Origin of the sequence: Pseudomonas laurentiana (genome assembly GCF_014648275.1) — a bacterium.
Lineage (GTDB): Bacteria > Pseudomonadota > Gammaproteobacteria > Pseudomonadales > Pseudomonadaceae > Aquipseudomonas > Aquipseudomonas laurentiana.
In genome coordinates, this window is sequence record NZ_BMQU01000002.1 from 108324 (window position 1) to 127895 (window position 19572).

17 protein-coding genes, 1 tRNA gene and 2 pseudogenes are annotated in these 19572 nt (G+C 54.8%); 7 read left to right on the forward strand and 13 right to left on the reverse strand.

Going from position 1 to position 19572, the window contains the following annotated elements; translation table 11 throughout:
• Window position 1: 1 nt before the first annotated feature.
• From IE038_RS02425 to IE038_RS25155, 4 genes and pseudogenes are all read right to left on the reverse strand, one after another.
• Complete coding sequence (locus IE038_RS02425; RefSeq protein ID WP_163936701.1) at window positions 2-280, reverse strand: lipid-A-disaccharide synthase N-terminal domain-containing protein; 279 nt, start codon at window positions 278-280, stop codon at window positions 2-4.
• Entirely contained in the window at window positions 277-1020 is a 744-nt protein-coding gene (locus IE038_RS02430) for a glycosyltransferase family 2 protein (RefSeq protein ID WP_163936704.1), read from the reverse strand. Before IE038_RS02430 ends, IE038_RS02425 begins: the two co-directional genes overlap by 4 nt.
• A 38-nt stretch (window positions 1021-1058) precedes the next feature.
• Complete coding sequence (locus tag IE038_RS02435) at window positions 1059-2054, reverse strand: NAD-dependent epimerase (protein WP_163936707.1); 996 nt, start codon at window positions 2052-2054, stop codon at window positions 1059-1061.
• A 170-nt stretch (window positions 2055-2224) separates the two neighbouring features.
• Window positions 2225-2446, reverse strand: a pseudogene (locus tag IE038_RS25155) (UDP-glucose 6-dehydrogenase); the annotation flags it as partial.
• A gap of 829 nt (window positions 2447-3275) precedes the next feature.
• Between IE038_RS25155 and IE038_RS02445 the strand changes: the two are divergent.
• The 5 genes from IE038_RS02445 (at window position 3276) to IE038_RS02465 (ending at window position 8744) form a co-directional block, all read left to right on the forward strand.
• Complete coding sequence (locus IE038_RS02445; RefSeq protein ID WP_189395053.1) at window positions 3276-4307, forward strand: GGDEF domain-containing protein; 1032 nt, start codon at window positions 3276-3278, stop codon at window positions 4305-4307.
• Window positions 4308-4595: 288 nt separating this feature from the next.
• Complete coding sequence (locus tag IE038_RS02450) at window positions 4596-5228, forward strand: ABC transporter ATP-binding protein (protein WP_229775589.1); 633 nt, start codon at window positions 4596-4598, stop codon at window positions 5226-5228.
• Window positions 5225-6112: an efflux RND transporter periplasmic adaptor subunit gene (locus IE038_RS02455; protein WP_163939812.1), complete on the forward strand. Its 888-nt coding sequence runs from the start codon at window positions 5225-5227 to the stop codon at window positions 6110-6112. The genes IE038_RS02450 and IE038_RS02455 overlap by 4 nt, the downstream gene beginning before the upstream one ends.
• Complete coding sequence (locus IE038_RS02460; protein ID WP_163939813.1) at window positions 6112-7605, forward strand: efflux transporter outer membrane subunit; 1494 nt, start codon at window positions 6112-6114, stop codon at window positions 7603-7605. Before IE038_RS02455 ends, IE038_RS02460 begins: the two co-directional genes overlap by 1 nt.
• On the forward strand, window positions 7563-8744 hold the full coding sequence (locus IE038_RS02465; protein WP_229775590.1) for an ABC transporter permease: 1182 nt from the start codon (window positions 7563-7565) through the stop codon (window positions 8742-8744). The genes IE038_RS02460 and IE038_RS02465 overlap by 43 nt, the downstream gene beginning before the upstream one ends.
• 25 nt (window positions 8745-8769) lie before the next feature.
• Here IE038_RS02465 and IE038_RS02470 read toward each other — a convergent pair whose 3' ends face one another.
• The 7 genes and pseudogenes from IE038_RS02470 to IE038_RS02495 all read right to left on the reverse strand — a co-directional run bounded on the left by IE038_RS02470 (window position 8770) and on the right by IE038_RS02495 (window position 16610).
• Window positions 8770-9336 (reverse strand): phosphoribosyltransferase family protein, encoded by a 567-nt coding sequence (locus IE038_RS02470; RefSeq protein WP_163939806.1) that lies wholly within the window; start codon window positions 9334-9336, stop codon window positions 8770-8772.
• Window positions 9337-10557: 1221 nt separating this feature from the next.
• The gene (locus IE038_RS02475) at window positions 10558-11337 is read right to left on the reverse strand and encodes a MetQ/NlpA family ABC transporter substrate-binding protein (protein ID WP_189395055.1); all 780 of its coding nucleotides are present in this window, start codon (window positions 11335-11337) and stop codon (window positions 10558-10560) included.
• Complete coding sequence (gene solA / locus IE038_RS02480; protein WP_163939478.1) at window positions 11334-12512, reverse strand: N-methyl-L-tryptophan oxidase; 1179 nt, start codon at window positions 12510-12512, stop codon at window positions 11334-11336. Before solA ends, IE038_RS02475 begins: the two co-directional genes overlap by 4 nt.
• A 314-nt stretch (window positions 12513-12826) precedes the next feature.
• Window positions 12827-13068, reverse strand: a pseudogene (locus tag IE038_RS24370) (histone-like nucleoid-structuring protein, MvaT/MvaU family); the annotation flags it as partial.
• 69 nt (window positions 13069-13137) lie between these two features.
• A complete protein-coding gene (locus tag IE038_RS02485; protein WP_163939476.1) occupies window positions 13138-14457 on the reverse strand; it encodes an aspartate aminotransferase family protein in 1320 nt (439 codons plus the stop codon).
• Window positions 14454-15521, reverse strand: a complete 1068-nt coding sequence (locus IE038_RS02490) for a phosphotransferase (RefSeq protein WP_163939474.1) — start codon at window positions 15519-15521, stop codon at window positions 14454-14456. The genes IE038_RS02485 and IE038_RS02490 overlap by 4 nt, the downstream gene beginning before the upstream one ends.
• A 57-nt stretch (window positions 15522-15578) precedes the next feature.
• On the reverse strand, window positions 15579-16610 hold the full coding sequence (locus IE038_RS02495) for a polyamine ABC transporter substrate-binding protein (protein WP_189395056.1): 1032 nt from the start codon (window positions 16608-16610) through the stop codon (window positions 15579-15581).
• 185 nt (window positions 16611-16795) lie between these two features.
• On the opposite strand from IE038_RS02495, the gene IE038_RS02500 reads away from it, so the two are divergent.
• Together IE038_RS02500 and IE038_RS02505 are read left to right on the forward strand one after the other, a co-directional pair.
• Window positions 16796-17530 carry an SDR family NAD(P)-dependent oxidoreductase gene (locus IE038_RS02500; RefSeq protein WP_189395057.1) on the forward strand — a complete coding sequence of 245 codons (735 nt, stop codon included), beginning with the start codon at window positions 16796-16798 and terminating at the stop codon, window positions 17528-17530.
• A gap of 67 nt (window positions 17531-17597) precedes the next feature.
• Window positions 17598-18266, forward strand: coding sequence for a GntR family transcriptional regulator (locus tag IE038_RS02505; protein ID WP_163939290.1), 669 nt, complete (start codon window positions 17598-17600; stop codon window positions 18264-18266).
• A 192-nt stretch (window positions 18267-18458) separates the two neighbouring features.
• On the opposite strand, the gene IE038_RS02510 is transcribed toward IE038_RS02505, so the two are convergent.
• Both IE038_RS02510 and IE038_RS02515 read right to left on the reverse strand, forming a co-directional pair.
• A tRNA-Phe gene (locus tag IE038_RS02510) sits at window positions 18459-18534 on the reverse strand.
• A 181-nt stretch (window positions 18535-18715) separates the two neighbouring features.
• Window positions 18716-19270, reverse strand: coding sequence for a helix-turn-helix domain-containing protein (locus tag IE038_RS02515; protein WP_163939288.1), 555 nt, complete (start codon window positions 19268-19270; stop codon window positions 18716-18718).
• Window positions 19271-19572 lie beyond the last annotated feature (302 nt).

A 19572-nucleotide genomic window follows, 5' to 3' on the forward strand; every position in this document is an offset into this window, starting at 1 on the left:
CTTATTCCTTAAGCGTTTTGTTTCGAGCAATCAGTTGCAGATTGCGCAGGTAGACGATAAAGCCGAAGGCTTGACCGGCGATGAACACCGGGTCTTGCCGGTAGATTGCATACACCAGCAACAGCGCACTGCCGAGGATGCTCAGGTACCAGAAACCTACTGGAATCAGGCTGCGCTTCTTGACCTCGCTATAGATCCACTGCAGCAAAAAACGCCCGGTAAAGACAACCTGTCCGGTAAAGCCCAGGATGAGCCAGAGTGTTTCGCGAGTAATGTTCATACGTCCACCTCTTGGGGGATGGCGTCGAAACGGGTACGGCGGATCAACCACCAGACACCGAGCAAGTCGAGAATCCCCACCAGGGCGCGGTCCAGGTTGCCGTACTTCGAGGTACCGGCCTGGCGATGGCGGTGATTGACTGGATGCACCAGCATTCGGCCTTTGTTGCGCTGGATAAGCGCTGGAATGTAGCGGTGCATGTGATCGAAGTAAGGCAGGCGCAAAAAGGCGGCGCGCTCGATCAACTTGAGCCCGCAGCCCGTATCAGGCGTGGCGTCCTTGAGCATGCGGCTGCGCAATCCGTTGGCGAATCGCGAAGCCCAGCGCTTGCTGGCCGTGTCACGACGGTTCACCCGGTGCCCGGCAACCAGTTTGATGCCGTTGGCATCGCCTTCACTGCCGCGAACCAGTGCAATCATGCTGGGAATATCAGCAGGATCGTTCTGGCCATCACCGTCGAGCGTCACCAGCCAATGCCCGTGCGCGGCCAGTGCTGCGTGATAGATCGATGTGCTCTGCCCGAGTGAACGCGCCTGGTGCAAGATCCGTAACTGATCGAAACCGCTGCTTTTAAGCGTGCGCAGTTTCTCCAGCGTGTTGTCGGTACTACCATCGTCGACAACGATGATTTCGTAGGCTTCGCCATCGAGCGCCGCACGAATTTCGTGCAGCAAAGGAGGCAAGTTTGCCGCTTCATTCTTTGCTGGAATCAGCACAGAGATGTAAATGTTATTGCTCATGACGCTCCCGCAACTATTTCTATGGTGTTGTGCCTTGCCTAGATTCGGTAATAGTTTCGGTACCACCTCACAAATTCAGCGACGCCCGTTTGAACCGTAACGGAAGGCGAAAAATCGACCCACTTGGCCAGTGCCGAAACATCTGCCCAGGTTTTCTCCACATCGCCTGCCTGCATGGGCAACATGTTGCGTTTTGCCTCGATCCCCAAGGCAGACTCAAGGCATTCAACAAAGTCCAGAAGTTTTACCGGCATGCCACGGCCGATGTTGTAAAGCTTGCTTGGAACCGACGGTGTGATGACATCCTTCGTTGGCGGCTGCCACGAAGGCGGTCTGAGCCGAAGGCGCACGATGCTTTCGACGATGTCATCGATATAGGTAAAGTCGCGCGACATCTGCCCGTTGTTGTAGATATCGATCGGCTGGTTTTCAAGGATTGCCCGGGTGAACTTGAACAGCGCCATGTCCGGGCGGCCCCACGGCCCATAGACCGTAAAGAAGCGCAGGCCACTGGCCTGGATGCCAAACAAGTGCGAGTAACTATGGGCCATCAGCTCATTGGCACGCTTGCTGGCAGCATAAAGTGACACCGGCTGATCGACCGCATCCTCTATACAGAACGGCAGCTTGTCATTCGCACCATAGACCGAGCTGCTGGAAGCGTAGATCAAATGCCGGGGCATGTGATACCGACAGGCCTCAAGCACATTCAGGAAACCGACCAGGTTCGACGAGCCGTATGCATCCGGATTATCCAGGGAGTAGCGAACGCCCGCCTGTGCAGCCAGGTGTATGACCTCGGTGAAGCCGTGCGCTTCAAACAAGGCAAGCAACGCCGGCTTGTCGACAATGTCCATGGTTTGAAAGCGAAAGTTTTCAAACACGGATAGCTCTTTCAAGCGGTCACGCTTGAGCTCAACGCTGTAGTAGTCATTGAGATTGTCGATACCTACAACGTCGATACCCTGCTCGCACAAGCGTTTAGCTGTGTGGAAGCCAATGAAACCTGCTGCGCCTGTAATCAGTACGGTCATTCGCTGTCCACCCGGCCACGTCCTATGCCGTAGTAGGCAGGGCCTGCGGCGGCCATGTGCTCGGGTTCAAACAGGCTTCTCCCGTCAAACACCACTCGGTCAGCAAGCATTTGAGGAACCTGCTCCAGGTCCAGGACGCGGAAATCCTGCCATTCGGTATCGGCACAGGCGGTAGCCAACGCGGCGTCATTGGTGAACTTGAGCCGTCCTGAGGCAAGGTTTTTTTCCAGCAAAGCCGGCAAGCCAGGCTCGAAAATAGGGCAGTGCCCTTGAAGCAGAGATGCAATCCGCCGCTCATCGACATCCACACAGCCCACCGAATGCCCTACTTCTGCGAGGCATGCAGCTTGTGTGAGACCGACGTAGCCGGTTCCAAAAACAGTGACCTTCATCCTTTGCTATTCCTTGTCGAAACGCATGCTGTACACCTGGTAGCAGGCAGGCCGAGATGCTTTGCGAGAGCTCTGAAAAAAAATGTCACAAAATTGTTAAAATTTTGTTATCGCAGCAAATTAACCCAGGAACGCCAACAGGCCGTTTAGCCTTGCTGGGCAAGGTGCGGAGGGCGCTGAACGATTGGTTGGTTGACTGAAAGAGGGTAGTCGATACCGGGAGTGCAGCCAGTATTGAACAGCTGGAGGTCCCCTTGAACGCGTTGGCCCAGCGACAGGGCTTAGGTGAGCACCCGGCTTGTTGAGTCGTGGTAGAGAATTTAGACAAGGTGTACCGCAAGTGCAGGCAGTCGAAATGCCTAGGCTGAGCACTCTGCGCTTGCTCCAGCCGTGCAAGGCTGCGCCCGGCCTGTGGGCCGTAGATACGCAAAGTGGAGTTTTTGGCCAAGCCTGTGTACAGCATGCTCAATCACCTTGATCTGCAATGCCAGCCACTGAGGCGTCGGGGACGGTTTGCCGTCGCATTGCATTTCTTGTTTTTATTGTGGGTCACTAGACCCATACCTCATCACCCATAGAACTGCAGCATACTGCTTTATAGAGGCGCTTGAGTTGTGCTACATCAGGTGTTCGCATGCTACCTAGCGCCTAAGGAAAATTCCAGCGCAGCAGCAACCGCTAAACAGAGAAGGGCGCACAGGGGACTCGGCACGAGAGGTGACGGCCTTGATCAGGCACAAAAGCGCACCTGCTTCTGGATGCTTCAGGCTTATAGTTACACCGTTCTTGTTGTATATTCTCGTCGATAACAAACAACGACTGTGACGTGATGAGAGAATCAGAAAGGCTTGCTAATGCTCTAGCGCTGTACCCGGAGGACACCCAAGAGGCGGCGGCCCTGCTGAAGCAAGCGGTACCCTTGATGATGCGTCACGGCATTCCACCCAATCCGGTGCATTACGCGCTTTGGTATACATACTGTAGAGGCCACGAGCCAGATCTCAATCACCAACTGGATCGGCTCGTCAAAGAGGCCGGCAGTTTCCCTGCTGACTCAGCCACCAAACTCTTTCGCGACTACATCATTCGCGATGAGCTGGAGGCGGCTCATGCCGGGCAACAGCAAGCTATCGATCTGGTTGACGACATGGAGCGTGACGTCTCGAATAGCGTCAAGATCAATCTCAACTTCCAGGCCAGCCTGGAACATTGCATTGAGATGCTTGATGAACCGATCGCGTTGCCCAGCATACTAAGCGAGTTGCAACAGAGCACCCAGCTCATACAGGACCAGCAAACGCTTTTCCTCTCCCAGCTCCGTGCAGCCCAAAACGAGATCACAAGCCTACGGGCTAAACTTGAGCGGGTTCAGCTTGCGGCTACGATGGACAGCCTGACTCAGGTACTCAATCGAAACACCTTCACCCGCTTGCTGGAACAAGCACTCGGCAACGAGCCTCAAGGTGTTGCATTGGTCATGCTGGACATCGACCACTTCAAGCAATTCAACGACCAATATGGACATCCGCTAGGTGATCGCGTACTCCAACATGTTGGCCAATTGCTACGTAACGCGCTTCCTGCCCATGGCATAGCGGCACGGTATGGTGGAGAAGAGTTCTGCATCATCCTGCAGCGATGTGCCGATGGTGATAGCGTCTATGCCTTCGCTGAGCAGTTGCGCCTGAAAATCCGGACGCTGCGCATCAAGACACGAAGCACCGATGAACTGCTCGACACGGTAACAGCCTCTTTTGGCGTGGCCTTTGCCGAAAGCGGTGACAGCGTGGAAAGCCTGGTCACGCGCGCCGATGACGCGCTGTACAAAGCCAAGCGCAATGGACGCAACCAGGTGCAGTGACATTTAGTGGTGCTTTGTCATAGTTCCGCCCCGTGTGCACTATCATGGAACTGACGCACTCATCGGCGCTGTTGCCAAGCCCCTGAGGCAGACGCCTTCCAGTCTGGAGATCGTCCTGCCGCAGTATTAATGGTACATAGCGGCATCAGGGCTTGATGACTGCCAATACCCTTGGCTAGATAGGTCGATCGGGATCAGTTCATGAGCTCAGATCAAACTGTTTCTATCGCTCATCCGGCAATTGTCTCAAGCGGCCTGACCAAATGGTTTGGGGAAGGGGACGCGCGAATGAAGGCTGTCGACCATGTGTCACTGGTCGCACAGTTTGGTGAAATGGTGTTTATCGTCGGCCCGTCAGGGAGCGGCAAGACCACGCTGCTCAGCATGATTTCGGGCATCCTCAAGCCTGATTCCGGTACGGTGCATATCAACGGGAGAGACATATGGGCCTTGAGCAACGACCAGTTGGCCGAGTTACGCCTCAATAGCATTGGCTTCGTGTTTCAGGACTATCACCTTTTTGCGCGATTGACCGCTGCCGAAAACGTCGCGATTCCGTTGATCCTCAAACATTGCGACTGGGACGATGCCATCGTGCAGGCGAATCGAAGCCTGGAAGTGGTGGGCCTAACGGGGCGAGGTGACATTCGTCCAGTCAAGCTGTCTGGCGGCGAACAACAGCGGGTAGCCATTGCTCGCGCAATCATTGGCAGCCCGCAAATATTGATTCTCGATGAGCCTACCGCGTCCCTTGATGGCGACACGGGGAAGATGATCATTGCCTTTGTGAAGTCGAAGATACTCAACACGCAGCGCTGCATTCTTATCGTCACTCACGATGTACGGATCAACGAGTACGCCGACCGCATCATCCACATGGAAGACGGTCGTATTATCGAGTCTGATCGGCCTGTACCATGAGGAACCGATTACTGTTCGTGCTAGCGGTCATCGGGGTGCTGGCCGGATTGGTTGCCGCCTACCTGCTCGGACGCACACCTCACGCCTTGCCGCCTGCCTTTGCACCGGCGAGCAGTCCCTACGAAACCGCCATTTATGCTAACGGCATTATCGAAAGCGAGCAGTCCGGCGGCTCCAACATCGTGATCTATCCGCAGGTTTCCGGGCCAGTCACACAAGTACTGGTGCACGAAGGGCAGGTGATCACTCGCGACATGCCTCTGGTAGCCATTGACGACGCTGTGCCCAGGGCGAACGTTGAATTGGCACAGGCCAACCTGAGAACCGCTCAGGATCAATACACCAAGCGCCTGGCGTCCTACAGGCTCGATCCGAAATCCATCAGCAAGGACACGCTGGACACTGCAAAAAATGCCACGACCCAGGCCCAGGCTGCTCTCAAGGCAGCAAATGCCTCGCTTGCGCAATACGTGATCAAGGCCCCGGTGGATGGGGTGATCCTGGCCATCAATACTACTGCAGGCAGCTACGTATCTTCTCAGGGCGCTTATGACACCTACATCCAGCAATTCAGCCCGCTAGTGGTGATGAGTGCTGAACAGACCCACCTGGCAGTGCGCTGCTATGTCGATGAGATCCTGATCGCCCGTTTGCCGGCCCCCGAGCATATTCGGGCACAAATGTTGATTCATGGCTCGGATATCAAGGTGCCCCTGGAGTTCGTCCGCGTGCAACCGTATGTGTCGCCGAAAATTCAGTTGTCCAACCAGCGCCAGGAGAAAGTCGACCTGCGGGTGTTGCCGGTCCTGTTCCGGTTTGAGAAAAAAGACCTTCCAATGGTGTATCCGGGGCAGTTGGTGGATGTCTTCATAGGGCAGAAATGATGTGTCAGTCCAACGTGCATCACTCCCTGCATCCTTTTGCCTGGGTGTTTTACGCCATGGGACTGCTGGTCGTGAGCGCGTGTACGGTTGGCCCCGACTTCTCGCGTCCAGCCGCACCGTCGCAGACCACCTATATCCCTGATCCAGTAGCCGCCACCCTCCCGGCGCAGGGCCAGGCACAACACTTTCTGTCAGGTGCAGCAGTCGCGCCCGACTGGTGGCGGCTATTCAAGTCTGCGTCGCTGGATACGATGGTTCACCAAGCCATTGCCAACAACCAGACGCTGCAGGCTGCCGAAGCCAGCCTGCGACGAAGCCAGAACACACTCATGGCCGGCTATGGCGTCTTCTATCCACACCTTGATGCGCATGCAGGTGCGACCCGGGAGCGCAATGCGCCTCTGCAACCAGGGCTGACAACAAACGGATCGATTTTCAACGTAGTCACCCTGAGTGGAACGATCAGTTACACCCTTGATGTCTTTGGAGGAGAGCGTCGTAGCGTGGAGGGGCTGCAGGCGGAGGTCGATTATCAAACCTGGCAGACCCAAGCGGCTTACCTCACGCTCACCGCAAATGTGGTCAATACTGCAATCGCTCGTGCGGCCTACGCGGCACAATTGCACGCAACGGAGCAATTGATCTCGCTACAAAAGCAACAACTGCAGACCACTCAAGTACAGGTACATAGCGGTACCGCCCCCTTTTCAGCCATTCTCAGCTTGCGCAGCCTGATTGCCAGCAATGAGGCCTTGGTGCCGGCGTTGGCACAGAAAATCAGCCAGGCAGAGCATTTGCTCGCGACCCTGGAGGGCGTTGCACCCAGTGAAGCCAGGCTTCCTGACATCGTGTTGACGGGGCTTTCACTGCCCACCGATTTGCCAGTCAGCCTACCGTCCTTACTGGTACGACAGCGACCCGATATTTTGTCCGCAGAAGCACAGCTGCACCGGGCCAGTGCCGACATTGGCGTAGCAACCGCTGCGATGTTTCCCAGTTTCAGCCTGACGGGAACCTATGGTGCCGCAGGCTCGGACATGGGCTCACTGTTCGCAAGCGGGGGGCGGTTCTGGAGTGTCGGGCCATCAGTCGACATTCCTCTGTTTCACGCAGGCAGCCTGTGGTTTGGTCGTAAAGCTGCCATCAATGCCTATCAGCAGGCGACGGCGAACTATCGGCAAACCGTACTCGACGCATTCGCACAAGTTGCAGATGCATTAAAGGCCCTGGAGTTCGATGCGCAAGCCTTGCAAAAGCAGGCTGAGGCACAAGCTGCTGCTGAGGAGGCACTGCGTTTGCTGCAAGCAAACTATCAGTCCGGTCTGGTGACCTACCTGGATCTGCTGATAGCCGATGTACAGCTTCATCAAGTCAACATTGCGTATCTGCAAGCGCTTGCTCAACGATATCAGGATACTGTTGGGCTGTTTGTCGCATTGGGGGGCGGCTGGTGGAACGCCCCGGCCTCGACCGAGAACAGGCAGCAGCCATGAAGTACCCAGGCATCCTTCGAATCGGCTTCAGGCTGCTGGTCAATGACAGGGCCAAGTTCTCAGCGCTGCTGGTGGGGATTACCTTCTCGGTGTTCCTGATGATGCAGATGACGGCCATGTTTGCCGGCATCCTCAACCGCGCCTACTCGACCGTGACCAATATCGGCGCGGCGATGTGGATCATGGACCCGGCCGTTAATACCCCGACCAGTGTCATTCCTCTGCCGGATTATCTGCTCGACGCCGTACGCAGCATGGAGCAGGTCCGCTATGCGGTGCCGGTGTTCATTGGCGGCGCCCAGGTCAAACTGGCCAGTGGCACCTATCAGCCAGTCAGCGTAATAGGCCTCGACGATACCAGCCTGTTCGGTCGACCGGAGCTCGAGCAGGGTACTATCGAGGACATCTATGCAGAAAACGCATTCGTCGTGGTTCACGATGCCGAATACTCAAAACTGGAAAGTCCCAAGATCGGTACCGCCTTCGAACTCAACGACCACCGCGGCACCATCGTCGGCATTGCCAAGGTGTTGACCAGTGGCTTGACCGGTGTACCCACGCTCTACACGACCTACCGGCGAGCCATCGAATACATCCCGACCACCCGTTTCACCGTGTCTTACATTCTGTTGGAACCCAAGAGCAAAGCCGCAGAGGCGGTGATCAAGCAGCAGGTTGCGCAATTGGGCTATGTCGCCTTGAACAGGGGAGAGTTCAACCAACGCATTACCGACTACTACGTCTACCAGACAGGGGTGGGCACCAACATATTGATGATGACCGTTATCAGTTTTCTGGTCGGTTTATCTATCTCTGGACAAACGTTCTATACCTTTATTCTAGAGAACCTGGACAAGTTTGCGGCCCTCAAGGCCATCGGTGCAAAAGGGCGTGAGCTGATCTACATGATCCTCTTCATGGCGACCTTCACCGCGTTGACGGGGTATGGGCTCGGTGTCGGCCTGGTCACACTGATGATTTCAATCGCACGCAGCTATCTACCCAACTATGCAGCAATCATCACGTACTGGAACCTGGGCCTGGCATTTGGCCTGGTGCTTTTGATCGCAGGGGTTTCAAGTTATGTGGGCGTGCGCAAGGTGCTCAGAATCGAGCCTTTTGACATTTTCAGAGGATAACCGAGCAGTCGTAGGCAGCGCACCTTCAGTTGGCGGCCCCATGCCGCAACACTTCAATGCAAAACGCCGACTCGTAAGGAGGGACGTTGCATTCCACAATATCAGTAGCCGCAACTTGCAGATGCACTCCGACAATGTCGGCATGAATCGGTTGCTGACAGACATGTCGATCGACCAACACCGCCGTGTAAACCCGACGAGCCCCCAATTGCGCCAAGTACGCACACGTACGCAGGAGCGAATGGCCTTCAAACAGCACGTCATCGACAACAAGCAGGGTGCTGTTGGAGAGGTCCAGCGCACCCAAAAGCGGATTTTCGGTCAATTGCGTGCGGGTATGCAGCACTTTGAGGTCATCGGCATAACGTTTGACCTTGAGCGGGTAAAGAGGTAAATCCGGCAAACCGGTCTGACGTGAAAGGTGTTGCTGTAGTCGTTGTGCCAGCGGTTCGCCCCGGCGCTGGATACCAATCAGTACGGCATGAGCGGGTGGTAACAGTGCCGCAGCCTGTCGCGCCATCGCCTGAAGTACCGAATCCAGCTCATCGTTCTCATACAAACGCACCCTTTGACCCACAGGTGTAATCGGCATGGCACTCTCACTTTGAGCGTAGATAGATTGATCATAGCGCAAGGAACTGTAGTGGCGATTTTCGTGCGGTAAGGGCAGGGGAAGAACGCCACAGGATTTTATAAATAAGTAACTCAACTAAATAGACATTTAGTTGAGTTATAGTCTTTTTGTATATAGAAACAGGTTAATGCATCAGATGCGCTAGGGGTAGCCTATACATGCGCGTCATTTTTCAAGCAAGTACGGCATCATTTGATCGCGTGCCAGAAACACGACTAATCGGTTACAAACCACAAATCAACGAAAACAGCATGCTCTGAATCTGGTACCCAAGCACTGAATGAGCACGAGCGAAAGGACTGTTGCAACCAAACTAAGACCTGAATCACAACATCATCCAGGATGTACCGGAAGCTGCAACTTGCTGGCAACATTTTGGCTGACATAAATGCCCAAGCCAACGCTACCAGATCGCGCATTGGGCTGAGCAAGCAAGAAAAAAGGCTTGTGCGTTATCGCAATGTATTCACGAACGCTCGTTATTCCCGGGAGGTCCGGTTGCCGATCGGTTCGACTATGAAGACAAACTGGTCGATGTCCCGCACATGCTGATCGGCAATGTTTCAACAAATGGACCGCCGTGATCCGTTGAACGTTCGCCTAGGAATCTCACAGAAGGAATTCCTGCTGGAGTCCAGCAGAGAGCCAAAGCTGTTGTGAGCCATGCTGAAAAGCAGCCTGCCATGGGTCTGAGGCCTCAATACAAACTTACTCATAATGTATATTATGTTAAATTATGTGTCAGGAAAGGATGGCCGACCTTTGTCCATTTCCACTAACCCCCTAACCCCCGGTCGCTTTTCCACAAAACCCCGTTTCCTAGCAAACCCGGCCACGGACTTCCGAGATTGGCCGATCAACCCCAACTGGAGAATTTTCCAAGGCAACCGTGCCGCTGATTCCTCCGAGGGAATCGAAAAGAACGTGTGGAAACGCGAGATTCGATGCGTTACCCAGTTCATGGATTTCTACCTAAAGGACGTGTCAGCTAAACGGGACAACGTGGCCTCCGAAAAGCTCGAATCTTTATTCAGTTAATCGACAGCTCACCCGCATCACATTTCCGATTTCCAAGTACCATCGTCGGACTCTTCAAATCATTGCCACACATGCCCCTTACACGAGCCATGACATGAGCAAAGCCAGCAGGTGTAATGACACAGGGCAAGTGCTGGTGCGTTAGAAGGCAGGCACAACATCGCCGTGATAGCGCTCAAGGATGAACTTCTTAACTTCGGGGGAATTAAGCAAAGCGCCGAGTTTTAGTACCGCCGGGGCGTTCGCCTGATCGCGACGTACATACAGGTAATTGGCGTATGGTGACTCCGAGCTTTCGATAAACAGAGCATCCTTGTGAGGTTCAAGCTTTGCTTCCAACGCATAGTTGGCTTTGATCAATGCCAAGTCGACCTGGTTAAGCACGCGCGGCAACATGGCCGCCTCTAGCTCCTGAAATTTCAGATGTTTGGGGTTGCTGACGATGTCGAGGCGCGTCGCCATGATGTTGTCGGGATCTTTAAGGGTGATCAAGCCTTGCTTGGCGATCAACAGCAGTGCACGACCGGAGTTGGTCGGATCGTTGGGGATTGCGATGGTAGCGCCATCCTTGAGCTCACTGATGGATTTGATCTTCTTCGAGTAGGCACCGAAGGGTTCGACGTGCACGGCGACAATTGGCACCTGATCGCTGCTTGGGCGGTCTTTTTTGTACGCCTCGTAGTACGGCTTGCTCTGGAAGTAATTGGCGTCCAGCAAGCCTTCATCTGTCTGCCGATCTGGCTGGATATAGTCAGAGAAGACTTTAACATCCAGCGTTACCCCCTCCTTGGCCAGCTCAGGTTTGAGAAATTCCAGGATCTCGGCATGGGGCACAGGCACCACTGCGATTTTCAGGGTTTCGGCATAGGCAGAACCCATGGCAGTAACCAGCAGTGCAACGGAGAGAGCGACACGTTTCACGATAGTTTTCCTTCGAAGCGTTTCAGGGAGAATGATGAGAGATCCAAATCGGTCGAGCCGCGCATACACCACTGCGCAAACGCTTCGCCCAGTGCAGCGGAATGTTTGAAGCCGTGACCGGAACAGGCTGACACCACCAAGGTGTGCTGTAACGACGGATGCTCGTCGATGATGAAATGTCGATCCGGCGTCACGGTGTAGGCGCAGACCGCCGACTTGACCACCTTCGAGGTAACGCCGGAGATGCGGCCATGCACCTGCTGCTCATACATGTCCTGCTCTTCGGCCGCCGAGACCGTACGATCCATTGTTTGTGGCAATGAAGAAGTGTGGTACTGCGCGGTGGCGATTTTCAGGCTGCCCTCGCCGGTTAACGCAGGGAAGCCGTAGTTGATTTTGTCGTCTCCACGACCGTGGGTGAGGATAAACGTCGGTGAGTGGCCCACCAGCCCGGCGCTCTCCTCCAGCTCGAACCAGAAAAGCTTCTGCCGATAGACACTGAGCAGGCTGTCAAACGGCTCGCCCAACAAGCCACCGATCCAGTTGCCCGCGCTGATCACAAGCTTATCGGCAAACAGCGTGCGCTGGTTTGTAATGACCGTAACGCCCTTCTCGTCCGAACTGATATCGGTGACTGTCTCGCCCTTATACAGGATGGCGCCATTCTGTTCGGCCTGCTTGAGCTGCACATCGATGCAGCGCTCAGGGCGGACGAAGCCACCACCTGGTTCAAAGTAACCGATGGCGGTATCGTGCACGTTGGCGAACTGCGGGAAGCGCTGGCGAATCTGCTCGGCGGACAACACTTCATGCTCAATGCCATAGGTCTGCGCCAGGCCAATGGTGCGCTGGGTGAAGTCTGTTTTATCGTTTGGGTCGAACTCAGGGCTTGAGGTCAGTACCAACAGACCGGACTGTTCGAACAGTGACTCCCCCGTCAGTTCCTCGAGCTCACGCCAAATGCGATGGGAATTGCGCACGATGGGAACGTATTGCGCACCCTCACCTACCGAAAGTCGGGTAATGCGCGTATCGCCATGGCTGGAACCCAAGTTGTGGGGTGGGTGATGACGGTCGATACCGACCACATTCGCACCGGCCTTCGCCAATTGATAAACCGTTGCAGCGCCCATGGCACCTAAGCCGAGAACCACTACTTCACACCGCTTGCCCATTAATTCTCGCCTAGTAAAAAAGCCGATAGTTGAGAGCGAAAACGATAGAGAATCAACAACTAAAAGAGCATAAACATATGCCCAAATACATGACTACGGCTACTACCCCACTGCTGCTGCCTGCCGAAGTAGAAACGGTCAGTACTGGCGAAGCCCGACTAAAAGTTACTTGATCCCTAAGCCGTAACAACAGCCACTTCAAAGTTCGGCGGAACGCCGGCTATTGCATTCACTTGATATCCGCCGGGCAATGAAGTCCTTCTCTGCAATAAAAAAGGGCCCTGCGTAAGGCCCTTCATGTTTACAAACCAACATCACGTTGCGAGCCAAGACTCCACGGTGTCAGAACCGTATTGAGCCTTCCACTCCTTCAGCGTTTTATGATTCCCGCCTTTGGTTTCGACGACTTCACCTGAATGAGGGTTTTTATAAACCTTAACTTGGCGAGGTTTGCGAGTGCCTGCTTTGGATTCGGTAGCTGATGCATGACGTCCGGCTTGTGGATCAAGCAGATTGATCACGTTTTCAAGCTGTAACCGTACTCGTCAAGCAACGAGCACGGCCCCGCCTTAGCGTCCGCCTGATGCTCGATGGCGTGCCACGCTTCGAAAAGCTCGCGATAGGTTCAATGAACCCCTTGCATTGCAACATCGACCGCCTCGATAAGAATCTCTGCATGCTCTTTCGTAAACGCCAATAGCGGTCGTATCTTGAGCACGTTTTCGAGCGGGCCGGCGGCACTGATCAGCACCCCATGTTCACGCATTGAGTTGACGACCTTGCGAGCCTGTTCGGCTGCTGGTCGCTTCGTCGCACGGTCAGTGACGAGCTCAACACCGAGGAACATGCCAGCCCCCCTGACGTCACCGATCATTTCATGGCGCTCCGCAAGCTTTGTCAGGCCATCCAGCAGATAACCGCCAATGTCATGCGATCTCTGCTGCAGATGTTCTTCCTGGATGACGTCCAGAACAGCTTGGCCTGCGGCACACGAGACGGGGTTGCCTCCAAACGTATTGAAGTAGCGCATGTTCCTTCCGAAGTCATCAACTACCTCAGAGCGTCCAACGATACCGGCAATGGGCTGACCATTACCCATGGGCTTACCGAGCGTGACAATATCCGGACGCACGTTATGCCTCGAAAAACCCCACATGTTCAGACCGGTACGCGCAAAGCCTGGCTGTACCTCATCTGCGATGTACAGCATTCCTTCTGCCTGGGCCAATGCAACACCTTCAGCGAGGAAACCAGCCGGCCCGGGCAGGACACCGTCGCTGGAGAAGATGCCATCCAGCAAAATAGCCGCAGGACGGATACCGTGCGCGTTCAAGTCATCGATCGCGGCACGTACGTCTGCGGCGAAAGTCGACGCCACGTTTTCGGCCCCCAGACGGTAAGCGTCAGGTGCGCGAACGGTACGGACATGTTCCGGGAGCACCATGCCGCGACCGAGCGACGGCGAAAGCTCGGCGATGTCTCCAGTTACACCGTGGTAGGCAAATTGGGTGATGATGACGCCGGTACCGCCTGTGTACTGCTTGGCGATCCGAAGCGCGAGGTCATTCGCTTCACTACCGGTGCAGGTGAACATGACTCGATCCAAGTCACCAGAGAATGTGCCCAACAGTTGTTCTGCATAGTCGAGAATGCCCTCTTGCAGGTAGCGGGTGTGCGTGTTCAGCAGAAGCGACTGCCGATACATTGCCTCAACCACTCGGGGATGGCAGTGACCGATGGACGCGACGTTGTTGTAGGCATCCAGATAACGACGGCCCTGCTCATCGTAGAGCCAAACGCCCTCCCCTCGAACGGTATGGAGCGGTCGTTCGTAGAAAAGACGGTACGCCGGACCCAAAAGACGCTCGCGGCGCTCAATCAAGCGTCGTTCCGTTTCCGAAAGCCGTGTTGCGTCCTCTGAAGTGAAACCGTTGATCATGCTCATGCTTTGACCTCTCGCAGGCACGCTGAAGAAATTCGATCTTCAATTTCAGATCGAGACAGAGACGACATGGCCTTCAAATTTGCCCACGCGCGCTGGGCGTTTCGAAGGATGTACTCACGATTCTCAGGATGGAGCTCGGCGCGCCATGAGTTGATGCAAAGGGCTAATGCCAACCGCGTGGCGAGCAGCTCCGGCAGCAGTGCCAACTCATCCTGCGTAAGCGGATTGTGTTGGTGGTAAGCGCCAATGACATCCAATGCCGGCTCCAGGACATCGCCGACCTGCCCAAGGTGGTATGAAGCGGCAACCGCTACTTCGTTCACCAATGGTGCGGACACCATGTCACCGAAATCAAGAATGCTCCGCAGGACATTAGGGCTCTCGGCATCCACGATAATGTTGTGCGGGTTCGTGTCATTGTGAATAACCTGCTTTCGGAGCCGAGGGATCCGGGGCAAGACGACGGATTCGTACAGGTCAAGACTTTGCTCGACGATGCTTCGCCCCTGACCTGGCTCGATGTGAGTCAGGAGCGGTCGAAGGTGCGCGGCATGCTGCATGTCCCAGAGCAGAGCATGCCCAGCGGCAGGATGAGTGAAGCCTTCCAGCGCTACGTCAAGCCGAGCAATGGACTGCCCAATGACTCGGCGAAACGCCGTTGTGGTGCGACCCACGCAGTGAAGGGACATACCCTCTTCAAAAGACAGGAGTCGGGCCAGCATGTGCTGCCCATCAATCTCAACAAAGGTGGCGTACTGGCCGTCAAGCGACGGATGCACGCGTTGAACCGGAAGATCGGGATCTCGACGTTCGATCCTTAGCATCGCCTGGTTGTGGAAGTCGACCACATCGGGGTTCTCAAGCGGATGGGAGAGCTTGAACAACCGAGATGACCCGTCTTCAAGAACCACGCGGAAATTGAGGTCTCGCTCTCCGCCCAATTTTTCGAGCTTGCCGCTTAAACCAAATTGCTGCTGGAGCACTGCGGACGCTTGTGCATCAGTGACCAGAGCTGGAGCAGCTTCCAGTAAGCTGTCATCAACAGCTAAATTTTCAAGTGGCATGACTCACGTCCTCATCCGGCTTTCGAATGGCGCCCCTGTTTCCAAGGGCGCCATGCATCACTTATTGACCCAAGCGTTGAATCGCTCCTCCAGATCCTCACCATGATCGATCCAAAACTCGGCGTCGGTAGCCCGGGCGTTTTTTAGATTTTCGGGTGCAGTCGGGAGTTTTTCGCCAACACGTTTATCTACCAAGCTCATCGCGTTTGTGTTGCTGGGCCCATAGGGAATGGCTTCGACGTAATTCTTCTGTTGAACAGGCTCGCTAGCGAAAGCAATGAAGCGCTCTGCCAATTCCTTTTTCGGAGACCCTTTCACGATCGCCCAGTGGTCGAGGTCGTAAAGGCTTCCATTCCATTGCATTGCAAATGACTGGCCTTCCTCCTGGGCAGAGGTGACACGGCCGTTGTAGGCGGAGGTCATGACCACGTCACCGGCTACCAACCATTGCAGAGGTTGCGCGCCGGAATCCCACCATTGGATGTTGGATTTGATTTCGTCGAGCTTTTTGAAAGCCCGTTGAATACCCGCTTCAGTGCCGAGAAGCGTGTAGAGGTCTTGGTTGCTTACTCCGTCCGCAAGCAGCGCGAACTCCAGCGTGAATTTCGCTCCGCGACGAAGGCCGCGCTTACCGGGATATTTTTTTATGTCCCAGAAGTCGGCCCAACCTTGCGGGCTAGTGGCTAGCTTCTTGGGATCATAGGTAAGCACAGTCGACCAGATGAAAATGCCGACGCCACAGTCGCTGACAGCGGCAGGAATGAAATCCTCCTTCTTCCCTATCCGGCTCCAGTCCAAGGGCTCGAACAACCCCTCACTGCAGCCACGGATGAGCTCAGGAGATTCGACCTCCACAACATCCCAACTGGTCTTACCGGTGTCGGCCATCACCTTGATCTTAGCCATTTCGCCATTGTAGTCATCAGCCATGATGGCCGTGGCGCTCTTGGCTGTGAAGGGTTTGTAGAACGCCTTCTCTTGAGCCTGGCGATTGTTCCCGCCAAAGGAAACCACGGTTAGCTTTTCAGCGGCACTCAGCGGGCCTGCAATTGTTCCAAGCAAAAGTACAGCTGCGATTTTCTTATTCATGCGTCTCTCCAGGTCAGCTACGGGTCGTGGGCAGCTTTAAAGGGATGGCAGTTTTCTTGTAGTGGCAGCAATCGATCGAATGTGACGCTTCCTCCGGTGAGGACAGAGTCCATTAAACCACACAATAAATATGATGCATCATATTTTGCGCTACACTCGTTTTCACCAATGAGAGGGATCCCGTCATGACCGATCAACGTACTCTGCTTCTCACCGGTGCGAGCCGAGGCATCGGCCACGCGACCGTGAAACATTTCAGTGCCGCGGGTTGGCGAGTCTTTACCGCTTCGAGGCAGGATCTGGGCGAAGGCTGCCCATGGGCCGAAGGGATGGCCAACCACATTCACCTCGACCTCGGGAACGTGGAGGATGTACAGCGCAGACTTCCGGAAATCAGGGAGAAGCTCGGTGGCCGACTGGATGCCCTAGTTAATAACGCAGGCATTTCACCAAAAGGCTCAGATGGGGAGCGGCTAGGGGTTTTGGAATCCGACTATTCGACCTGGCTGAACGTTTTCAATGTGAACATCTTCTCGACAGCACTGCTGGCTCAGGGGCTTTTTGAGGAGCTCAAGAGGGCAAAAGGCTCCGTTATCAACGTCACCTCCATTGCGGGTTCGCGCGTCCACCCGTTTGCAGGTGTCGCTTACGCCTGCTCGAAAGCGGCGCTATCCGCCCTGACTCGCGAGATGGCGCATGACTTCGGGCCTCACGGTGTTCGCGTAAACGCGATCGCTCCCGGGGAAATCGATACCTCCATCCTATCCGCCGGCACCGAGCTGATAGTCGAGCGATCGATTCCAATGAAACGCATGGGTAAGCCCGAGGAAGTCGCCGCACTTGTGCATTTCCTTTGCACGCACGGCGCTTCGTATGTCAATGGCGCGGAAATTCACGTAAACGGTGGGCAACATGTTTGAGTTACTCGATAATCGCTGCCGGTAGCCTCCCCTATCCAGCCGGGCATGTGCCGCACACGAGTACGCGATGAATTACCCTATTGAGAACCTAAAACACTCCTATCTTGGCAGCGGTATCTATGGCTTGCTCCGAGAGGCTTTGATCACCGGCCGCTTCCAGCCTAACGACCGGCTACGCATACGCGACCTTGCTGAACAATTGGGTACGAGTGTCACGCCTGTTCGGGATGCCATTCTTCAATTGGCGAAGGAGCAGGCTCTGGTTCTCAAGACACCGAGAGACATTCGCGTCCCAGTATTGACCTCCAAGCAGTACCTGGAGATTAGAAGCATTCGGCTCTCGCTCGAAGGATTGGCAGCCGAGACCGCTGCCTCGTTAGTGACCCCGCAACAATTGATGCGGCTGGAAACCTGCATTCAAAATAACCTCGCAGCGATTAAAGACAATGACTTGACGTCAGCATTGATCTTCAATCACGAGTTTCATTTCAGCTTGACGGAAATCGCTGACATGCCGGTACTTGCCAGCCTACTGGACGGCTTGTGGATGCGTACTGGGCCGCTCATTGCTCGCGCCTATGGAAGCTTCAACGAGCGCATGGCGATTGACCATCACTGGGATGTGCTCGACGCGCTCAAGAAACGAGATGGCGCGGGAGCTCGCAAGGCAATCTGTAGTGACATTCTTGATGGAAGTCAGAAAATGTTGGAATACGTTCAACTTGAGCATGATTGAACACCCTGCGTCCGTTGAGCCTGGGTTGTAGTAGTCAACTAACCACGGCGGGTGCTAGCCCGCCGTTGAAACGATGTGGCCGTTGCCAGGTGTAGCGCTGCATCAGATACCTATCGCTATCCTGCTGCGCTGGCTGCGGTCGCTAAAAACAGAAAACCCCTGAAACCATAGGAGTCAGGGGTTTAGAAGTAGTGGTGCCCAGAGACGGAATCGAACCGCCGACACGGGGATTTTCAATCCCCTGCTCTACCGACTGAGCTATCTGGGCCGCAGCGGAATTAAACGTTTTTACCGCTGGAGCGTCAAGCACGAAATCAAAAAAAATCAATGAAATCCTATGTTTAGGATTTTCAGAAATGTGGAAAAGCCACGAAGCCATTAGCGCTAAATAAAGCTGATGCCTCTCTCGCACGGTCGCGAACACGATGAAAAATTGAGCCTGATCAAACTCAATTGAATACCCAGAGCACGCGGGTGAGCTTGTCCGTCAGGTTGGCATAACGGAAGCTGGCATGGGGTTGTAGCTGAAAACTGTCGTTTGCGTAGAGGGTCACGGGATCGCCTTCATCCAGCCAGACGGTCAGCTCACCTTCAAGCACGAAGCAGCCCTGCTCCGAACTGTCGTCCAGATATTCGTCACCACTGGTTGCCCCAGGTTCAAGGCGGCTGTCCAGCATGGAGAAGCTACCGGCTATCGTGGGCGAGACCAGGACGTCGGTAATACCACCTCCGAAATACAGCGTACGACGTTCATGCGGACGAGTTACCCAGCTAAGGTCGCGTGGCTTATTCAGGTTGTAAAAATAGGCTGTTGATACACCGAGTGTTTCGCTAATGGCCGTCAGGTCCGCCACGGTTGGGCGCGACACACCCCGTTCAACCTGGGAAAGAAAGCCAACCGAACGACCAATGCGTTGAGCCAGCTCGCCTAGCGTCAGGCCTTTGAATTTGCGCAAATCGCGAATAAGTATTGCCAGGCCTTCAACTTCTTCGTGCATTTTCATAATTAAACCCATAGATCAAAAAATTGCATGCGCTGCAAAGCCCCTTACGCTACGCCTCAAAAAGCCGATAACGCGAATGCTTGCGCCTTATTATCCAGGGCAAGGTCCAGATACGTATCAACCAGCACAGGAGCTGCCGACATTTTTGTGAAAACTGAGGGGTAGGCAGCAGAGGAGACAGGACCAAGCGCCCCTCAAAGCGCTGTGCAGAGGGCGATTCGGCAGGATGTCAGTATCGCGAGCAGCATGCTGTGAAGCGAGCTTGTGGGCCATGGTTAAGGGCAGCTGTAAAATTGTTCAAG